14 protein-coding genes are annotated in these 21,363 nt (G+C 45.9%); 2 read left to right on the forward strand and 12 right to left on the reverse strand.

All coding sequences use genetic code 11. From position 1 onward, the window contains the following. Window positions 1–61: 61 nt before the first annotated feature. From NST58_RS23995 to NST58_RS24020, 6 genes are all read right to left on the reverse strand, one after another. Window positions 62–1,195, reverse strand: coding sequence for an SGNH/GDSL hydrolase family protein (locus tag NST58_RS23995; RefSeq protein ID WP_076191797.1), 1,134 nt, complete (start codon window positions 1,193–1,195; stop codon window positions 62–64). Between the two features lie 96 nt (window positions 1,196–1,291). Next, window positions 1,292–2,917 carry an extracellular solute-binding protein gene (locus NST58_RS24000; RefSeq protein WP_339248796.1) on the reverse strand — a complete coding sequence of 542 codons (1,626 nt, stop codon included), beginning with the start codon at window positions 2,915–2,917 and terminating at the stop codon, window positions 1,292–1,294. Window positions 2,918–3,053: 136 nt separating this feature from the next. Further along, the gene (locus NST58_RS24005; RefSeq protein WP_036683268.1) at window positions 3,054–3,956 is read right to left on the reverse strand and encodes a carbohydrate ABC transporter permease; all 903 of its coding nucleotides are present in this window, start codon (window positions 3,954–3,956) and stop codon (window positions 3,054–3,056) included. A gap of 15 nt (window positions 3,957–3,971) precedes the next feature. Continuing rightward, complete coding sequence (locus NST58_RS24010) at window positions 3,972–4,904, reverse strand: ABC transporter permease subunit (RefSeq protein WP_248548341.1); 933 nt, start codon at window positions 4,902–4,904, stop codon at window positions 3,972–3,974. 272 nt (window positions 4,905–5,176) lie between these two features. Further along, window positions 5,177–7,387 carry a helix-turn-helix domain-containing protein gene (locus NST58_RS24015; RefSeq protein WP_339244431.1) on the reverse strand — a complete coding sequence of 737 codons (2,211 nt, stop codon included), beginning with the start codon at window positions 7,385–7,387 and terminating at the stop codon, window positions 5,177–5,179. A gap of 338 nt (window positions 7,388–7,725) precedes the next feature. Beyond that, window positions 7,726–11,640 (reverse strand): X2-like carbohydrate binding domain-containing protein, encoded by a 3,915-nt coding sequence (locus tag NST58_RS24020; protein ID WP_339248797.1) that lies wholly within the window; start codon window positions 11,638–11,640, stop codon window positions 7,726–7,728. Between the two features lie 371 nt (window positions 11,641–12,011). Here NST58_RS24020 and NST58_RS24025 point away from each other — a divergent pair, with 371 nt between their 5' ends. Next, window positions 12,012–12,848 (forward strand): DNA-binding protein, encoded by an 837-nt coding sequence (locus NST58_RS24025; protein WP_143762733.1) that lies wholly within the window; start codon window positions 12,012–12,014, stop codon window positions 12,846–12,848. A 1,366-nt stretch (window positions 12,849–14,214) separates the two neighbouring features. Here the strand turns inward: NST58_RS24025 and NST58_RS24030 are convergent. Both NST58_RS24030 and uxuA read right to left on the reverse strand, forming a co-directional pair. Continuing rightward, on the reverse strand, window positions 14,215–15,825 hold the full coding sequence (locus NST58_RS24030) for a mannitol dehydrogenase family protein (protein ID WP_339244434.1): 1,611 nt from the start codon (window positions 15,823–15,825) through the stop codon (window positions 14,215–14,217). Then, window positions 15,826–16,902, reverse strand: a complete 1,077-nt coding sequence (gene uxuA / locus NST58_RS24035; RefSeq protein WP_076128893.1) for a mannonate dehydratase — start codon at window positions 16,900–16,902, stop codon at window positions 15,826–15,828. A 219-nt stretch (window positions 16,903–17,121) separates the two neighbouring features. Between uxuA and NST58_RS24040 the strand changes: the two genes are divergently transcribed. Next, entirely contained in the window at window positions 17,122–17,775 is a 654-nt protein-coding gene (locus NST58_RS24040; protein ID WP_076128891.1) for a GntR family transcriptional regulator, read from the forward strand. Between the two features lie 158 nt (window positions 17,776–17,933). Here NST58_RS24040 and ascB read toward each other — a convergent pair whose 3' ends face one another. Genes ascB through NST58_RS24060 form a run of 4 tightly spaced genes read right to left on the reverse strand, consistent with a single transcriptional unit; the run spans window position 17,934 to window position 21,360 of the window. After that, window positions 17,934–19,394, reverse strand: a complete 1,461-nt coding sequence (gene ascB / locus NST58_RS24045; RefSeq protein ID WP_339244436.1) for a 6-phospho-beta-glucosidase — start codon at window positions 19,392–19,394, stop codon at window positions 17,934–17,936. 18 nt (window positions 19,395–19,412) lie between these two features. After that, window positions 19,413–20,711 (reverse strand): PTS transporter subunit EIIC, encoded by a 1,299-nt coding sequence (locus NST58_RS24050; protein ID WP_076148309.1) that lies wholly within the window; start codon window positions 20,709–20,711, stop codon window positions 19,413–19,415. Between the two features lie 3 nt (window positions 20,712–20,714). Next, on the reverse strand, window positions 20,715–21,020 hold the full coding sequence (locus NST58_RS24055; protein WP_036683292.1) for a PTS sugar transporter subunit IIB: 306 nt from the start codon (window positions 21,018–21,020) through the stop codon (window positions 20,715–20,717). A gap of 1 nt (window position 21,021) precedes the next feature. Beyond that, a complete protein-coding gene (locus tag NST58_RS24060; RefSeq protein ID WP_038572728.1) occupies window positions 21,022–21,360 on the reverse strand; it encodes a PTS lactose/cellobiose transporter subunit IIA in 339 nt (112 codons plus the stop codon). Window positions 21,361–21,363 lie beyond the last annotated feature (3 nt).

Consider the following 21,363-nt stretch of genomic DNA (forward strand, 5'->3'; position numbering starts at 1 on the left):
CCGCCTTTCTTTTTTTGTAAACGCTTAATATTTGGCAGTATAATCTCTCCGCTTAAAATAATCAATTGTGCAGCAGTTTCAGAATACGCAGACTGGTGCCTTTACTCTGTTCATCCTTCAGCCCCGTAATGCGTACTGAAACATGCAATTCTTGACGTTGTTCCTGGATCGGAAACATGGCGATAATAGGCCGAAAGGCAAGCGGACACCATTCATCGAATAAGTTCACAGCTTTATAAGAACTGCCATTTAGCGAATATTCAAAAATCCCGCTATCCGGTCCGTAGAGCAGCATCAAGCCTGCGCTTTGCCCGGTCACTGTAAAAGAAAAAACAGCCTCCTTGCTATGGGTATACAGATGCTCTGTTCCAAAACGCCAGTTCATCAGCGGATCTCCTGCAGCCAGTTCGCGAAGTTCGTAACCGTTCACAAGATCAGCCGCACGGAAATCAAGCAGGCTGCCGTATTCATAATTTTGCTCCGCCAAAGGTGGAATATCTAAAGAGCTTTCGCTACTCAAATTCGTCTTGTTAGGAACAAGCGCTGTCTCCAGATACTCTCGCAAAAAAGAGGCATACAGCGCATGACCTTCATCATTAGGATGATATCCATCCGGTGCCAGCTTAGTCCACTCCATTTGTTCCGCCTCTAGCTGCGCATAGACTCTAGCTGCAAAATTAACAGAGGGAAGCTTATAATGTTCAGCTACTTCTTCATGGACAGCAATATTAAAGGGATTGCTCCCGGAGAGATTCTTCTCTGCTGCCGTATACAAAAAGCAAATATCAGTGCCCGGTGACAACCGCCTGCATTGGCGGACAATGCCCTCCATCCCTCTAATGGATTCTTCCCGGTCATTGCCGTCATTGACGCTAAATTCAACGAATAACAAATCAATTGTGCCCTGCTGCAGGACATGCTCCTGTAATCGATGAGCACCTAAAGTTGAGTTCGTCCCCCCCACTCCCGCGTTGATGAAGCGGAACTCCTGATCCGCAAACCGCTCCTGAAGATACTTACCAGTGAGTGCTCTCCAGCTATATGTGTCTGCTTCGGAAGCACCTGCCCCCTCCGTAATTGAGCCGCCTAAAAAGGCAACGGTTACAGTCCCTTTTTCCGTAAGCCTGCCGTTAATTTGAGGTAGTCCACGGCGCGGAACTACAAATGAATGATTGCAATGATTCTCGTCTGTCATAACTCAACCTCCATCCACAAAAACCCATATTTTCCCCTGAAATCAAGAAATCAGGTGCGGGGTCTATCATACAGCACCTGATTCTGATTTCAATATTTATTTTTTTGAAGTATCATAAGCCTTTTGTAAAATTTCGAGATAACGGTCAAGCTTCAAGTTCTGCAATCCCTTTACATAAGCGTCCCAGTCCTTGTTCAGATCCTTGTTGCCTGTGATGAATTGCAGCTCATTTTGTTCGATGTAATTTTTCAAATTTGTCTGCAGCAAGCTGGCTTCATCAATCTCAATTGGATCAATCCAGATCGACCAGATGGGGAATAACTCTTTAGGCTCATGACCTTCGTATAGCAGAGTCGCATCATACAGTCTACGTTCATAACCATCAGAAGCAAAGATGTCGGTACCTTGAACGTAAGTATCACGGTATTCTTTAGGCTCATAGAAGTGAGCCATACCACTCCAGCCTGCATTACGTGGTGCTGCGCCTTCTTCACCTGGAATTAGTTTGATCATCGGTTTAACATCTTTCCCCAACGCCACATCGCCTTCAACCGGATCTGTCCAATCGGTTCCCTTCAGGCCAGCTGCGCCATTCGTTTGGCCTTCTGGTGTGAACATATAATCCACCATCTTGATCAGTGTAATTTGTGCTTCTTCACTTGCTTTGTTTGTGATCACGAATTTTGCACCCGGGACTACGCCGCCTCCATCATGAGTCGCATAGGAAATTCCTTGAGGTCCCGAAATCGGAGGCAGCGGGTTGTAATGTGCTGAACGGGTATTCCCCGGGTCGATGTTTACGAAGATCGCTGGGTGCATACCTGCACCTGCACCTAGAATTTCTGCATCAGCATTTTCACCGATTTTCTTAAAAGCTTCCGCGTTTTGTGTAAAGGCACCCGGATCAATCAAACCTTCGTCAAACAGGGATTTAATATAGGTCAATCCTTCTTTCCACTCCGGAGTAATGGCAGCAGATTGCACCTTTCCATCCTTCATGTTCAGGTAATTACGATCATCATCATAAACAAATGCGTTCATCAAGAAAGGTACGATCCGTACGCCGAACTCCTCGATGGAACCGCTTAGCGGCACTTCATCGGCTTTGCCATTGCCGTTCGGGTCTTGCGTTTTAAAGGCTTTCAGTACATTTTTGAAATCCTCAGTGGTCTTCGGCATCTCCAAGTTAAGCTTTTTCATCCACTCAGTATTCAGCCACATTTTGCTAGGATAGGAACAGTGGAAACATTCTGTATAAGCTACAAGTCCGTAAATGTTGCCATCAGGTGCAGTATTAAGCGTTCTTAGGTCAGAGTTCTTTTCCATGGCTGCTTTAATATTTGGAGCATATTTATCAATCAGATCATTTAGAGGAATGAGTACACCTTGCTTGCCGTATTTCAGTAGATCGGCCTGTGAGAATTGATCAATATAGTGAGTAAGCAGGTAAGCATCCGGATAGTCACCACTCGCCAGTGAGATCTGGCGTTTTTCCTGAGCACCATCCGATGGGTTGATCTGCCAGTTGAATTTGAAATTAAATTTCTCTTCTACATGTTTTGTGAATTTATTGGTCGGAAGGTCGATGCCGGATTCCTGAACTGAGAACACGCTGATCTCAACCGGCTTGCCAGACGAACCCGAACCAGAACCCTGCTGCGTGCTGGATGTGTTATCTGTATTTTTATTTGCACATCCGCTAATTACAACCGTAAATGCCATGACCAGAATTAGTAAAGTTATCAAGCTTTGCTTCTTCAAATATTATCACTCCCTTTTGTAATTTAGCAGGTGATACGATGATACCTTAAGTGTGTACTCCGGGCATACCTCCTTTCAAAAAAAGAGATTTCTAAGATCAACCCTTGACGGAACCAACAAGCATCCCCTGTACAAAATAACGCTGTACGAAAGGATAGATAACAAGTACCGGCAAGGTGGCAATCACAATTAAGGAATACTTCAGCAGCTCGGAAAGCTGTTGTTTCTCGACCAGTTTCCCCACGTCCATGGCCCCACCAGCGCTGTTGTTCTGAATGATGATGCTTCTCAGGACAAGCTGTAAGGGGAACAAATCTGCTGATTTCAGATAAATCAACGCATCGAAATAGGCATTCCATTGACCTACCGCGTACATAAGCACCAACACTGCGAGAATCGGCTTGGATAAGGGAAGCACTACGCTCCAGATGAATCTCATATCACTACAGCCGTCGATTTCACTAGCTTCCAAAAGCTCCTCCGGAATCGAGGATTGAAAGAAGGAGCGGGCAATAATGACCTGCCAGACCCAAATGGCGTTCGGAATCAGCAGCGCCCAGCGAGTGTCGATCAGATGCATCTCCTTCACTACCAAATAGGTGGGAATTAGCCCCCCACTGAAGATCATGGTGAAGGTAATGATCATCATCAGTGTATTTCGTCCGAAAAAACCTTTTCGAGACAGCGGGTAAGCGATCATGACCGTTAAAGTTATACTAATCAGCGTTCCCGCTGCGGTGTAGAAAATTGAGTTTCCATAACCAGTGATAATCTCAGGCGTATTCAGCAATACTTTGAAACCTTTGAAGGATATATCTACAGGCCAGAGCCAGACACGACCAGAGGTCACGGCTGCCGGACTACTGATTGAGCTGCTGATGATAAAAATAAGCGGATAAAGTACAGCGATTACCACAAGAGTAAGCACAATATAGATTGTGATCAGGAACGCTTTGTCGCCGACGGATTCTTTAATCTTTTTTTGAACTGCTGCTGCCATAGATGAGCTCCTTTCCTACCAGATGCTGTTCTTAGTGATTCTTTTCGCCAGACCGTTTACTGTAAATAAGAGAACCAAGTTGATGATGGAGTTGAACAGGCCCACCGCAGTTGCAAAGCTGTAATTGGCATTCAACAGACCGACCCGGTAGACATAGGTGGCAATGATCTCAGAATTAACGAGGTTAAGCGGGTTCTGTAGCAGGTAGACTTTTTCAAAGCCAATCGCCATTACATTCCCTACATTCAGAATCAAAATGATAACGATGGTTGGCACAATCCCTGGCAGATCGACGTGGCGGATTTTTTGAAACCGCGAGGCTCCATCAACTTTGGCAGCTTCATAAAGTGTTGGGTCTATCCCTGCAAGCGCTGCCAAATATACGACTGCACTGTAGCCCGCTGTCTGCCAAATATCAGACCACACATAAATCGAACGGAACATGCCGGGTTCACCTAGGAAGTTAATAGAATCCAGTCCGAAGAAGTTGAGTGCAATGTTGGCAAAACCGAGCCGAGGGGCCAGAAAGAGCATAACGATTGACACCATGACAACCGTCGAGATGAAATAAGGGGCAAACGATACAAGCTGAACGAATTTCTTAAACCTTCCTCCCCGTACCTCATTAATCATGAGCGCAAGAATAATCGGGATTGGAAAACCCGCCAGCAGCTGATAGCCACTAAGCATAATAGTATTCTTGAGCAGTGTCCAAAACTGCGGATTCTCAAAGAAGAGCTGAAAGTTTTTAAATCCGACCCATGGACTTCCCCATATCCCTTTTATGACGTTATAGTCCTTAAAGGCTAGGACAGTGTTCAGCATCGGATAATACTTGAAGATGATAAAAAACAGCAAAGGCGGAATCACAAGCAGATGTAACTGCCAGTGCTTTTTTATGCTTTTGCGAGCATTTTGTAAGAATACGGGGCCTTTGCTTTTCGGCAACGACTTGCGATGTAATACTAATTCTTTCTCCAGAACAATTCCCCCTAAGCAGATGTCTGTGATTTGTGATAGCGCTTTCTACGGATTGATCATAGATGACTTTTATCTCCAAAAGAAAGGTACACTTGGGTGCTTCAGCGTACAAATCGCCCTATCTGAGGAGCACAAAATAGCAGTAGAACGGCCATTTTTCCGAATTGCAGGGTTGAAATCAGAAAAAAGACTGCATCGTCCAAAGTGGACAGTGCAGCCTTATGTTATGGCCTATTTTTTTATTCATCCACAGATTGTCTGTAGGCACTCGGGGAAACACCCATCAACCTTTTGAATGCGCGTCTGAAGGAATGTGAACTGTTGTAGCCCACCCGAACGGCAATCTCATCCACCGTTAATCCGCTCTCTTTGAGCAGGATGATGGCCTGATCCATTCTGACTTTTATCAAATGGTCGGAGAAATTAACACCCGTGACCTCTTTAAACAGCTGGGAAATATATTTTTCCGGCCGCTCCACCTGTTCCGCCACCCGGTAGAGGGTTAGTTCCGTATCCGAGTAGTTTTTTGCTGTGTAGTCCTTAATCTGCTTGATGATTTGAATATGAATATCTTTCTTTTTATTCGCAATGAGTCCGCACAGCTCTTCCATAATGTCAAAAAATTCGTTCTGGATCGTCTCAAGCGACTCTGATGAGCCAATGTCTATGACCCGCCGTTTGACACTCTCGATATCTGAATATTCGGTAAATGCCTTTTGATCCAATAGCTTGAGAAAAGTCCCCTTCATTTCCCCGACAAGCTGGTGCTTCATTTCGATGGATAATTCTCGCTGCTCCATATTCTGGACAATAATCGCACGCACAATCCGTTTGGCTTCCTCTAGCTCTCCGGCTCGAATCGTGCTGATTAACCGTTGCTCCGAATCCAGCGGATAATAATAAGTTGTATTCTCAATTTGAGCTTCACTGCTCCAGATAATCCCTTTTTTATTCATGTAAACAGCATATTCCAGTGCCTGCTTCGCTTGATCATACGAAAGGCTAACCTCTGTTACCTCTGTGAATAGATCCCCGAACCCCGCCAGAATGGTAATGCGGTACTCATTAAAGACATTTATAGCGAGCTCCTCCATCGTCTGGGTGATATTCGCTGCTTCCTGTTCCTTGTCAGCTCCGTCTTCCCTAGAAAAGAACAGCGTTACAACTTTATCAGAGCCCATATCCGTCATCAAGACATCCACGCCAAGATCAGCCAAGGTCTGTTTCAGCAGCAGCCGGGAAGCACTCAGCTCGTTCAGAATTTCAACACTGTCCATACCCGCATAACCGTTAATCTGAACAATTCCTACGTAGCCAGTATTCTGATTCATGCTGATATCCGCCTGTTTGGCGGCAGAGATAATTTCATCCCGCGTTTTGAATTCACCGGCAATCAGCCGTTTCAGGAAGGCATCTCGGACCAGAGGAAGCTGGCGGTTAAGCTCGGACTCGAGCAGCTTATTTTTGGTAATCATATCGGCTATATTGCCGCTCAAAAAGTCAAATTCATTTCTCTCCGAGGCTTCTTCTTTGCCGAATTGCTCCTTCATGACACTGAGCATACGGTTGATTGGCGCGCTGTTACGGTAAGCTAATATCAGTCCGGCAATCAAACCGATAATTAGAGTGCCTCCCGTAATTTGTATGGAGATTCTCTTGATTTTGTTAGCATTCTCCATCAAAATATCTTGAGGAATCCCGGTCTGATACACCCAGCCATTGGAATCGGAACGGGTAGTAATCACCAGATCATCCTTGTAAAACTGACTGACCTTGTTCTTATCAAAAGCTGGATCGTCGAGCATTTTGACCATTTTCTGCTCATCACTTCCTTGCAGAACAATCGTATTCCCTTTAGCATCACTAATATGCACCCAACCCCCATATCGCTCGGTCAGGCCTGAAAGCAGACTGGAAATATTTTTTTCATCAATAATCACTACTGCGACGGCCGGCGAGGAATCATTAAAGCTATCCAAGGGGAGTGACTGCATATAGGTAATGACCGAGGTTTGCATCCCCCTGCTGACAAAATCACTAAGTGGCTTGATCTCGCTGCGGTGGGTTGTCTCAAGCACTTCTTTTCTCCAATCCTGTAACGAAAGATCCTTATAGTTGAAATTAGAATAGTAATGCTCCGGACGATAGGTCGAACCTGGGGTTAGGATAAGATTATAGTTGGCGAGGTAAATATAATAGTTTTGCAAAAAATCATTAGTCTGGCCGAAGGTCAAAACATTCCGCATCGTTTTCCAAATCCCATACACATTCGTCTCATTTTCACTTTCATTCATAAGAACATTTAGCTCCTGGTTGACCGCCAATTGCCTGGTAAAGCCTTCAACCTCCGCCATACGGCGCTCCAATATCTCCTGACTTTTCTGAAGCTGAGTGACTCCATTCTCAATCGAGATGGACTGTGTCACGGAGATCGAGGTTAGATAGGACATGTACCCGCCAATGCTGGGTATGACCAAAATGACCACATAAGAGATTAGAAATTTACGAAAGATATTGGAATATTTCAGCGTAGTTAGCCTCCCTCAATATGACATTTCGATAGCGCTATCATTACCATAGATTAAAACATTTTGCTTCATAGTCAAGGGTTTGAACTCACTTCACCCTCCTGCACCTCTTCAGAAATGGAAAAAAAACAGCGATCTACGCCGTTATCACTGCCATTTATCGGCAATTCCGATATTTTATCTATAGTGCGTGACCCTCCTGTCATTTAGAAAAAAGGGGCCAGTAACGGCCCCCCTTCTTCAATGCTTTGGCTAGACAATCAGTTCTTCTTCTGATCTCTGGCCTCTGATCCAGATGTAAAGACATGATCCGTCGAAGCTTCTTCAATGTCGCCGAAGGCCCAATGCGTTGCCGGAACATCTGCCCACTGTGGATTTGTTACATTGGTTAGAGGACCTCTGCCCAAAGCCCTATTCATAACCACAACAGCTTCGGCACGAGTAAGCTTGGCATTAGGACGGAAAGTCCCGTCATTATAACCAGTCAAAATGCCCGTACCTTGGGCTTGCAAAATCGCCGCCTGTGCCCAATGTCCATTGATGTCAGAGAAACCGGAGCCCTTCTGCGTCGAATCCGTTCTAAGCAGGGTCACCAGACTGGCCATTTCTGCACGCGTCAATGGTTGATTAGGTTTAAAGGTGCCATCGCTGTAACCCTTCATTAGTCCCATCTTCGCTGCTTTAGTTATGGCATCAGCACCCCAGTAACCAGAAGGCACATCACTGAACACAACCCCTGCTCCAGTAGCTCCCTTCTCAGCAACATTGGCAAGAATCGTTGCCATCTCAGCACGCGTAATTTCGTGCTCCGGCTGGAAGAACCCACCCGGATAACCTTTGATATATGCGGTATGACGGATCGGATTAGACCCGCCATTCCCTGCAGATCCATCCTCATTTCCAGTTGCCGGAGTTGGCGTCGGAGTTAGGGCAGGTGTAGAAGATGGCTGAGCTGGAATGTATGAGCCACCCGAATCCGTTGATGTTGGTGTTGGTGTCGGTGTAGAAGTTGATGTCGGTGTCGGACTTGGCGTTGGTGTCGGAGATACAGCAGGACTCGTTGAAACTGTGAATTTCAATTGATCCGTCAGCATGAAATCACCAGATTTCTTCACAGCTTTAAGCGTGTGTATCCCGCCTTCCAATCCCGAAATACTATAAATTCCCTGACGGGTCAGGCGGCTCTGACTATACGCATTCACGGTTTGGACCCGTTGTCCATCCACATAAATATCCATATCACCTTGCTCTGGACCCATAGGTGTGATCAGGCTGATTCCGGTACCCTTGAAGGTATATTCAAAGAAATCACCGTCCACTGATGTGGAGTGAACATCGTTAAGATAATCTCCCTCCACAGTAAACTTAAGGTTCAGCGTCCCCACTGGCTGTGCAGCAAGATAAGATTTATTCAGTGTAACACGGTTACCTGCTACTGAATAATCAGTCCCGAGAACCAGATCATATAATCCGTTAGTAATACCGGCAAAGCTTTCCGCTTGCTGCAGCAATGTCACCTCAATATCTTCCTGAGCGGAAGCAGCTTTATCAAAGCTGGCAGCGATCGGATTAATCATATTCGGAATTTCTACCTTAAGCATATCAAGGAGCATAAATCTGCCTGATTTCTTCACAACCTTGAGCGTGTGCATTCCATCCGGTAAGCCAGAAATGCTGTAAAGGTTCTGAAGTGACATTTGTCCATGATGATAGGCACTGACGGTTTCCTTAAATTGATCGTCAACATATATATCCATATCACCCTGTGACTCATCTACCTCTGTGAACAGCTGAATCCCCGTTCCTCTGAAGGTATATTCAAAAGAATCACCATTCTGCTCCGTATATTGCACATCGTCTTTATAGTCACCCAATCCTCTGCCACTGCTGCGGTTCCAAGTGCCATTGTACTTAACTGTCGAATCATCGTTATTAATCATCACATAACGAATGCCTGTAGAATCACTAATTTGTATCGACAGGGTCTGTGGATCACCAGTGTTAAAAATGAAAATCAAGCCGGTTGTGCCTGCCGGCTGCTGCGCAAGGTATTGCTTATGAATGGTCAATTTATCATTCGTCACCGTAAAATCGTCTTCCGAAAGTGCCTCGCCATTATTTTCAATACCGCTCAGTGTATTACCATTCAAATTCAGAGTGACAGTAACATCCTCTTGTTGTTCTATTGCTTGGTCGAATCGAGCAGATGTCGGAGTAATGGTACTATTCTGTTCTCCTGCTGGAGTTTCTGTAGTCACCTTAAATGCGTCAAGCAGCATAAAATCACCTGAGCTTTTGACCACTTTAAGCGTGTGAGAGCCGTTAGCCAGTCCTGAGACACTGTACAGATTTTGCTGTACCTCTCTTGATCCTGTTTTATAAGCACTAACGGTCTGTGCAGCCTCATTGTCCAGCGTAATAATCACATCTCCCTGAGATTCATGCTTTTCGGTCAGCAGGTCAATGCCAGTGCCCGTAAAGGTGTACTCAAAGGAATCCCCGTTCTTCTCGGAATAATGCACATCGTCTTTATAATCACCCAATCCTCGAGATGAGCTTACCTGCCATGCGCCATTATATTTAATGCCGCTGTCATTATCATTAATGTAAACTACATTAGTGACCGTTGCCTTGTTCGCAGCAGACGAATTCTCAGACGGGTCAGTCCCATAGTTCGTAATATCCGATTGTGAAGCCATCGACGGAGCAGACGAGGAATCCTTGATCGTAATGCTCAAATCCTGCTTTCCTTCTAGCAGCTCTTTGCCGCCATTACGCTTCCAATCCCCGCTGTAGCGCATACCTGTATCATCATTATTGACTGTAGAGGTGCCACCTAATGCTGTAACTTTAAGCATCCGTGACGCATGAGGTTCAAGTATGCCTCCGCTAAATTCCTTCTCAAAGTCTCCCAGCTCAGTGTGACTCCATAAATCGCGAACAGATGCCGGGCCTTCAAGGCCGAGATCACTCCATTTGACTTTCACCTCCGCACTCCGACTGCCCAGATTGAACAGAGCTACGCTGTAAGTGCCATCTCCATTATTGGCATACCAAACCTGCTGCTGGGTATCCATAGATACCGGATGGCTTGGACGTCCTGCCTGATTTACGGCAATTACCTCATCATTGGTAAGCAGTTCTAGACCATAGCTGTCCAGCCTAGTCATGTCATTCCCTGTATACAGTGGCACGGAAGAGATTGACCAGAATGTCATCGCGGATTTCCGCTCGTCTTTGGTCAGACCATCCATAGATCCGTTACCAACGTTCAGCGAATCAAAATCATTCCAACCCCCAGGACCTGCATCCCTCCACCAAAGTGCTGCTTTGGGGAACAAGCGGGAAATACTCGGCCAGGCTGTCAGCCCACTGCCATCGTAAGCTTCCACATCCCAGTCAATTCGCCAACCGTTGGCATACTTTTTCCAGAAATCCACGTAATTGTGATCGAGCGCCCAGGACAGCTCAAACCAGATGTTATTTCTGTCAAAAGCCTTAGACCATGCCTCAACATCGCCGCGCGCATCACGGCTCAAGTTATCAATCCCCGAGCCAGGAGTCACGCTGTCAAATTTGACGAAATCAATGCCCCACTCGCCAATCATATCGGCAATAGAATCCACATACTTCTGGGCACATGGATTCGTGAAATCAATTTTATAAGTGTAGGAATTCCAATAATCCATAATGGTAAGCGGCTTGGCTGTAATGTCCTGTATGCGGCATTGGCCACCAGTCCCGTAAATCTCAAGATTCCGATTATAGGCATCGATGGATACCCCCGGAATCATATAGATTCCAATTTTCTGTCCATTATTATGAACATAGTCGATGACCTCTTGAAATCCGTTAGGATATAAGGTCTCACTTGGAATCGGTCTGCCGTATTCATCCATGTCGCCATTCCAGCCCGCATCAATATTGATGTATTCATATCCATGGGCTTGCAACTTCTCATGCATAACATCCGATTGTTTCTTAATGCTTTCGGCCGAAGTCCAGTTACCTGCACCGTCGTACACCTGCATGCTGTAACTGCTCCAGCCCATATACGGCTTTTGCGCCATACTTTTCTCAGCTGCTAGTGCCACATTGCCCTGCGTTCCTGTGAAACCGAACTGCGCTGCTGCAATTATAAATACCAACAGGCTCATTCCCAGCTTTTTTCCCATTCGCTTCAAATTATCCTTACCCCCTCATGAAATGTGGTTAAAATTTCTTTGATAGCGCTTTCTTTACGGGATGATCATAAAGGAAGAACGAGTTCCACGATAGGTACATTTCCGCATTTTACGTACAAATAACCCAAAAACAAGGGGACAAATGAACAACGGAACAAACATTATTCCTCCAACACTAGAAACTTAAGGAAGATAATGTGAGCTGGATGTATTTTGAAAATTATTAATAAAGACCCTTTTGACCTTATGTAACGTGATGGAAATCACATGATTTAATGTAAAATAAATGAATAATTTAGAAATGAAATACAATTATCTTAATCGATGCATGATATGCTCTAGAAAGGGAGATAGGATTGAAGTTGGATTTGGAAGAGTTGAATGTGGATTCCTTGATTCAGATGCTTAAAGCATCATTTTCATTTGAGAATTGGGATGCCATGATTGAAATTGCAGACAAGCTACATGAACAAATTTCCATCATATATGAAAACAATAGTAACCTCATAAGAGGTCCTAAACTGAAGCGGAGTATCCCCTATTATTTTGGATATAGCTCATGCGCAAAAGGTATAGCACTACAAAAGTCCGGTAAGTTTGACGAGGCAAAACTATGTATTCAGAAGTATGCTGACCTTGGCTGGATAGGAGGTTTAGATGAAGAGGCCATTTATGAAGTCGAATATTACCGCAATATAGCAAAAGCCAATTCATACGTTATCGATCTGCTGGAAGGCAAAATGGGAGTGCTACATAAATACGTTGAGTTTATTAGAAAAAGTGATGATGAAGAATTATTGCCGGGACTCATTACCATCTTAGAATCTTCGATAATACATGATTATTCCGTTGATTGGATTCTGAAGGAATTCAAAATCAATGTTGATGACATAGGAGAACATGAGACTATTGTGAATATCAAATACCATGAGGATTACATTTATTTGCTGGCGATGTATTACTATAAACAAGAGAATATGTACGATACAATCAACACTATTCTAGAAATCTTGTTATTAAGCATCAAGCTAGACGATGATACAGGCTTCAAAAAATCAGCAGCGCTCTTTGAACTCCTTAGAGACCACGCCGATCAATCACAACTCAAAGTGCATCACAACATCATGAAAACAATAATCGAAAAAGAGTTTACCAGGTCCTTCAGCTCGCGAATCGAGTTCAGCAAAATACACAGTTAAGCATCACGGAGGTCGTCGTTGATTGGATTATAAAGTTGGTTATAAAAAAGGAGTGGTTCTCTGGTTGATGGAGGGAATCACTCCTTTAGGGTGTATTGGTCCCGGTCCGGTCCAGTCCACTCCGCTCTATCCGGTGCATTCTGCGGGATTTATGCCGTTTATTTCACCGTATATGCTCGATCTGATGACATTCGCTCGATCCGCCATATTCTAGGACATTTATGCCTCTCTTTCCCCCACATTCACTCCATCCGCAACATTCTAAGGCATTTATGCCTCTCTTTCCCCCGCATTCACTCCATCCGCCACATTCTAAAGCATTTATGCTTCTCTTTTCTCCGCATTCACTCGATCCGCCACATTATAGGGCATTTATGCCTCTCTTTTTGCCACTTCCGCTCGATACGCAACATTATAGGGCATTTATGCCTCTCTTTTCCCCACATTCGCTCGATCCGCCACATTCTAGGGCGTTTATGCCTCTCTTTTCGCTGCTTCCACTCCATCCTCCACTTTCTAGGGTATTTATGCCTCTTTTTCCCCCGCATTCACTCCATCCGCCACATTCTAGGGCATTTTTGCCTCTCTTTTCCCCACATTCGCTCGATTCGCCACATTCTAGGGCATTTTTGCCTCTCTTTTCCCTGCATTCGCTCGATCCGCCACATTCTAAGGCATTTATGCCTCTCTTTTCACCACATTCGCCCGATCCGCCACATGCTAGGGCATTTATGCCTCTCTTTTCGCTGCTTCCACTCCATCCTCCACTTTCTAGGGTATTTATGCCTCTCTTTTCGCCACCTTCACTCGATCCGGTACATTCTGCGGGATTTATACTGTAGATTTCTCCGTATTCGCTCGATCAGCTGCATTCTGCGGGATTTATACCGTTCTTTTCGCCACATTCGCTCGATCAGCTACATTCTGCGGGATTTATACCGTAGATTTCTCCGTATTCGCCCGATCAGCTGCATTCTGCGGGATTTATACCGTTCTTTTCTCCGTATTCGCCCGATCAACTGCATTCTGCGGGATTTATACCGTTCATTTCGCCACATTCGCTCCATCCGCTGCATTCTGCGGGATTTATACCGTTCATTTCGCCACTTCCACTCCAGCCGGCCTTTCTGCCCGCCCCACAATATGGTGTTGAACCCCCTCAAAATTCGTCGCTCAGTTGACGAACACCGGTTATTCGTCATGTGTTTAGTTTAACTTTCGTCCTTCTCATTTTACATAAGATTCTTTTCACACTTTGTTTGGATTTTTTAAAATCATACAAAAAAAAGCCCCGATTGATTGCCTCGGGACTTTTTTCGCTTTATTTTCTCCTATATTAATTCAAATCTACTTAACTGCCTAGCTTTCACTTTAAATAGTGCTCTAATGTTCTCCGTACCGCTCCTGGACCTGCCATCATTTCCTGGAACATAAGCTCAATCTTATCGCCAAGACCAATCTCGTACAACGGAACCCCAAAAAGTCGCTCATCTTCAAGAATGGGGCGCACACTAGCGGTTTGGTCTCCAAGTGAAACTCCCTGCAGGTAACCTTGCAGTGTTTCTAGTAACGGATCTGAACTCAATGTGAAGACCTCTCCAGCATCATTCACTCCAAGTAAGTAACGACACCACACAGCGATAGCCAGTGGAATCGCCGTTAGCTGCGCTGGATCGAGCTCCTCCCGTCGAATATAGGATTTAATAGTTTCACCAAACCGTATACCTACCTTCTGCGAAGTGTCTGTAGCAATCCGCTGCGGAGTATCGGGGATAAATGGATTGGCAAAACGCTCCGTAAGGACTTCGTCCAGGAACTGCTTTGGACTGAGAATCCCCGGGTCCACTACGACGGGCAGACCTTCTTTGTAACCGATTATCTCCACAAACCTCCGCAAAGTATCGTCCTTCATCTCATCCGCGATCAAGGTGTAGCCAAGCAGACAACCGGAAACAGCAAGCGCCGTATGCAGCGGATTAAGGCAGGTCGTTACTTTCATCGTCTCCACCTTGTTGACTGTCTCCCGGTCCGTAAAAATAATTCCGGCTTCCTCTAGTGGTGGACGTCCGTTCGTAAAGTTATCCTCCACTACAAGATATTCGCTGATCTCAGCATTTACGAAAGGAGCGGTATATGTGTTTTTGGAGGTAATGATCACATCCATATCACCAATTCCCTGTTCCAGAAGCGCTGCCTGTACACTCTCCGAAGGACGTGGTGTGATTTTATCGATCATGGACAATGGAAAGGTTATTACTCGTTCATCTTCCAGATAACGCACGAAGTCTTCTATAACAAGTCCTCTTTGGGCCCATTCCTTAGCGATGGACACAACTCCGTTCTTCAGCTTGTCGCCATTGTGTGAGCAGTTGTCCATGCTGACAAAGGTCATCGGATATTGGCCTTTCAGATATCTTCGATAAGCAAGCGAAGCAACAATGCTCATGACATGAACAGGATGCTCCGGTCCGCTCACAATATCGTTTTCCACAATGCCAAGATATTTATCGTGCGGATCCGTCAACGAGTATCCCTTCTCCGTGATGGTGAAGCTAGCCATTTGCAGGCTGGGATTCTCGAACACCTCGATCAATCTACGGTACTCCGCTTCGCGGTTTTTGTCCGCTGCGATTCCCTCCACAATACTACTGACTACTCTTTTCTGGAAATCACCACGAGCATTCATCAGCACTAAAAGGGTCAGATTGTCGTAGGGCTTGTAGACTTTATCAATCATTTCGAAATCAAAGGTTTCCACCGCAATAATACCTGTATCCGACTTCCTGCCATCCAGCAGCTTCTGATGAGCATTTGCCACGAATCCTCTGAAAATATTACCTGCACCGAAATGAATCCATTCCGGTTTAAGCTGTGTATTGTTTGCTATCTGCTCATAGTCGAACTGCGGAAGCTCCACTCCAGCAGCTTTCCAAGCTGCTTTTTCCCCTTGGATACTGCTTCTGGTCAGATGCAGCATTTATTTTGCCTCCTTGACATTATCCAAGCTATCCCAAACACCAAGCAAATACATGATGCCCATAGCTCTATCATACAAGCCATAACCCGGTCGGCAGTTCTTCTCTTCCCCCCACAGATGCCGCCCGTGATCCGGACGCACATAACCAATGTATCCGTTCTCATGATAGGCTTTGACCACCTCGGCCACATCAACGCTTCCGTCACGCCCACGGTGCGACACCTCAATGAAATCACCGTTCTCAAATACCTTCACATTGCGGATATGGGCAAAATGAATACGATCATGGAACTCGCGGATCATCGCTGGCAGATCGTTATCCGGATTCGTGCCGAGTGACCCTGTGCAGAACGTCAAACCGTTGTACGGGCTGTCCACCAAATCCAGAAAGCGGCGGATCATATCCCGATTGCGGATAATACGCGGCAGTCCAAAGATCGGCCAAGCCGGATCATCGGGATGGATAGCCATCTTGATGTCCACTTCCTCACATACTGGAATAATGCGTTCCAGGAAATACTGGAGGTTGTCGAACAGTTTATCTTCCGTCACATCCGCATAAGCCGCAAACAGCTCATCCAGCTTTGCCAGCCGCTCCGGCTCCCAGCCCGGCATCGTGAACTTTCCAGCTCCCTTCAGAATCCGGTCCACCATCTCACGCGGATTATCGGTAATGGCAGCCTTTTCATAAAAGAGAGCATTCGAGCCATCAGGCAACTCTTTATACAGCTCTGTGCGGGTCCAATCGAAAACAGGCATAAAATTATAGCAGATCACCTTAACGCCAACCTTGGCGAGTTTACGAATGGTGTCGATATAAATATCGATATATTTATCACGGGTCGGCAAGCCGATTTTGATATCATCATGAACGTTGACGCTTTCTACTACAGCCGTGCTGAAACCCTTGCTGGTGATTTGATCCGCCACTTCTTGGATCCGTTCCATTTCCCACACTTCTCCGGCTACTTTCTCATGCAAAGACCAGACAATCCCCATAACACCCGGAATCTGCCGAATATGATCCAGCGTGATATTGTCATTGCCCTCGCCATACCATCTCCACGTCATGTTCATTGATAAACCCTCCTGTGAATTCGTTTTCAACTATCTTGTATACAAGATTTACTTGATCATAGAATAAGAACAATTCTTTGTCAATCACAATTTGATCAGGAATTTTATCCTGAAATCAAGGAATATCCACCCTATTTTCATCCCAATGATTTTAATGAACGAACTTATCATGTATACTAGTACTGTATCTGTCATTAACAATTGAAAGCAGGAACAGAAATGTCAATTAAAGCTGAAATTCTAAACACACTGAAGCAAGAAATCCTCACGCTGGCGTTAAAGCCAGGCACCATTCTGAGTGAAACAGCCTTGTCTGAGCGGTTTCAGATTTCACGTACGCCGTTGCGTGATGTTCTCAAACAGCTTGCACTGGAATCTTATACCGATATCTATCCGAAAAAAGGTAATATTGTCTCCTTTATTGATCTTGAATCTGTTGAACAAATCACATACTTGCGTTGCACACTGGAAAAGGAGATCCTCAAGGATCTTTCTGCACAGCTTTTACTACCAGGAGTGCACGAGCTTAAAGAAATTCTTAAGAAACAGAAAGAGGTCATCGGGCAGGAGAATGCTGTAGATTCTTTCCTTAATTTAGATGACGAGTTTCACCGGGCCTTGTACAGGCTTGCTGGACGTGAGTATCTGTGGACTCTGATCCAGCAGTCGAATGTGCATTATCTCAGATACCGCAGACTGCACATGCTTAAGACCGACAAGCTGGAAGAAATCTGGAACGAACACCAATCCATTCTTGAGCTTATGGTGCAAAAAGAAACCGCCAAAATCGGCCCGCTAATCCACCACCATCTCCGGGAAGATATTCATTCACTGGATTTTCAGGAGAATTTCTCGGAATATTTAAAGAAATAGTCAGCTAAAAGGCAGATTGCCCATAAGTTAAGTGCCTTCCCGGATAAAACTTCGTTATAAGAAGAAGCACACACGATCTCTATTCCCTATTAAAAAAACAAAAAAACCTTGATTTCTCAAGGTTTTCGTAAAAAATGAACAAGGATTATAACGCCGCACTAATAGCTTAAATTTGCTCCGTTAGAGGTTATGACCTTTTTGTACCAGTAAAAGCTGTCCTTACGCAGACGCAGCAGCGTTCCATTGCCTGCATCATCCTGATCAACATAAATGAAGCCGTACCGCTTGCGCATCTCCGAGGTGGAAGCCGAGATCAGATCAATACAGCCCCAGCTGGTGTAGCCCATCAGCTCCACGCCATCGGCAATGGCTTCCGCCATCTGCTCAATATGCTGTGCCAGATACTCTATCCGGTATGGATCACGGATCGTGCCATCCAGTTCGAGCACATCTGCAGCACCCAGACCATTCTCTACTACGAACAAAGGAAGCTGGTAGCGGTCATGCATCTCCTTGAGCACAAACCGCAGCCCCTTTGGATCGATCTGCCAGCCCCAATCGGAAGTTTTCAGGAAGGGATTCTTGAGCCCTGAGGACAGGTTACCTTCCGTGGTGGCCGTGATATTCTCATCTACACTGACTACTGAGGACATGTAATAACTAAAGGAAAGAAAATCCACAAGATTGTCCCGCAGCAAAGCTTCGTCTCCCGGCAACATGGTTATTGTCACTCCATGCTGCTCCAAATGCCGGCGGATATAAGAAGGATAATAGCCTCTAACCTGAACATCGGAGCAGAACATTGCCATTTGGTTCTCAGCTTGTGCTTTCAGTACATCACCGGGATGACAGGAATATGGATAGAGCAGCTTGCGGGCCAGCATGCAGCCGATCTGGAACTGCGGATTGATCTCCCGGCCCCGCTTAATCGCAAGCGCACTGGCTACGAACTGGTGATGCAAAGCCTGAAAAGCAATCTGCTTCTCATTTGACTTGCCATCCAGAATAATCCCTGCGCCCAGAAACGGCGCTTTGAGCGTACAGTTGATTTCGTTGAAAGTCAGCCAATACTTCACCTTATCCCGGTAACGGGTGAACACAGTCTCCGCATAACGGACGAACAGTTCAACCAGTTCTCTGGATTCCCAGCCGTTGTATTTGGTGACTAGGTGCACCGGCATTTCATAATGGGAAATGGTGACCAGCGGCTCGATATTATATTTGCGCAACTCATCAAAAACATCGTCGTAGAAACGCAATCCTGCCTCGTTAGGTACCTGCTCATCGCCATTCGGATAAATACGTGGCCAGGAGATGGACATACGGAATACCTTAAAACCCATCTCAGCGAACAAGGCGATATCTTCTTTGTAGCGGTGGTAGAAATCAATCCCTCTGCGTTTGGGGTAATTCCCCTGATTATCATCCTGTATGGCCTCTTCTAGCTGTGGGCCGGACATGGACAATAGCTGTTCCAGGCTCTGCCGTTCCTTAGGAGGACAATATTTGACTACATCAGCAGTGGACAAACCCTTCCCGCCCTCATTATAGGCGCCTTCGACCTGATTAGCGGCTACCGCACCGCCCCACAGGAAGTTTTCCGGAAATGGATAAGTCATCGGTTGAGCCTCCTTTTATTAATTGGCGGCAGCGGTTGCTGCCGCTTTAGCTTCAGCCTGCTGTTCTTGCTCCAGCGCTTCGGCATCGGCTTTTTTAAAGAATGGATAGTAGATCATGAAGCTTGCACCAATCATAACCAGCTGGAACGCACTTACGCGCCAGCCCCCGTTCATCCAGCCATTAACCAGCACCGGAATGCCCAGCGGCACCTGAATCCCGTGCAGCACAGGAAGGATACCCAGCGTCGTCAGAAGAATCGCCAGACCACTACTCACCAGCGGAGTCAGGATAAACGGAATCATAAACCGAACATTCAGCACCAATGGCATCCCGAAAATCACCGGCTCATTGACACCGATCAGACTTGGGATAATTGCCAGTTTACCAAGTGTCTTATAACGTGTAGATTTGGCAAACAGCATCGCAATAATGAGACCTAACGTTGCCCCTGCACCACCGATCAGTACATAAACCGGGAAGAACGGCGAACCAATGATATGCGTACCTTCCACACCTCTTTGGTAAGCGTCCAGATTCTCAAGTCCCAAAGCCACCCAAATCGGGCCGACAACGGAATAGACTACCAAGGTGCCGTGAACTCCAAAGAACCACAGCAGGTGAATTACGAAGATGCAGATCAGCATCGCCCACCAGGTACCCCCCAGACTAGTCAGTGGCAGCTGGATAATCGAGAAGACAAACTCGTGCATATTGCCATATTTCGTTGCGGCGAAAATCGCCGTCAGCACTAGCATCAGAACCGCTACGATAAAACCAGGCGTAAGCGCGGCAAAAGATTTCTCGACCGTGGGCGGAACACCCTTCGGCATTTTGATATAGAATTTCTTTTCCAATACAAAGGTATAGATCTTACCTACCAGCAGTGCCAGGATGATTGCCACGAACAATCCTTTGGCGCCCAACCAGGAGTAACCAAATGCTTTGGTCACACCGTCATCCAGCAGTCCTTTTGGTGTAACTAGCAAGAAACTCATCAGCGCCAAAATCCCTGCCGAAAAGCCTTGCTGCTTATGTTGGGTAGCGAAATTGTAAGCGATGGAGAACACCGCGTAGAGTGCGATCAAATCGGTGGTTACAGTTGCCGGAATCGAAGTATAAGTTTTGAGTCCAGTGCTTTCCAGGAAATTCTGATAAGGATCAAGCTTGAGTGCATTAATCAGGGAAAAAATAGCGCCCAGAATCAAAATTGGCATCAAGGCCATCAGACCGTTGGAAATAGCGCTGATATAGGTATTTTTTTGGATTTTCGTGCTGACTTTCTGGATCTTGGCTCTCCATTCTGCGCCGCCTGCCATGACTTAAGCCCCCTTCTCCATCAGTTCAAGTGCTGTAGCCAGCACCTTGTCCCCATCCATCATGCCATAGTCCATCATATCGATCGTAGTTACTGGAATGTTCGGATATTCTGCGGCCAGATCGCCTTCGGCATGTCCCATTTGTGGTCCAAGCATAATGATGTCAAAAGGCTTTTGATCGGCGATGTCACTCTCCGCCACCGCATCAATAACCACTTCAACCCCTTGTGTCCGTGCCGATTCTTTCATCCGTTCCACCAGCATACTTGTCGAGAATCCGCCTGCACAGGCGAGCAATATTTTTTTCATCTTAGTTCACCGATCCTTTCAATTCTAGTTCGAGCGCTTTGCGTTCTTTGATTTCTTCGATCAGTTCCACAGCCAGTTCTCTAACCGTCAGGGCATTCATCAAATGATCCTGCGCGTGAATCATCAGCAGCGTAATTTCTGTCTTTTCGCCCCGGCCTTCAGCCTGGATCAGCCCCGTTTGTACTTTATGTGCTTTGGTCAAGCTGGTCTTGGCGTTCTTAATCATCTCGCCCGCTTCTTCCAGGTTTCCGGCGCGCGCGGTTCTTACCGCTTTTAGGCTAAGGCTTCTTGCCTCTCCGCTGCTGGCAATAATCTGCATAATCGTTTGTTCATAATCCATGGG

Origin of the sequence: Paenibacillus sp. FSL R10-2796, from assembly GCF_037965315.1 — a bacterium.
Taxonomy (GTDB): domain Bacteria; phylum Bacillota; class Bacilli; order Paenibacillales; family Paenibacillaceae; genus Paenibacillus_AQ; species Paenibacillus_AQ odorifer.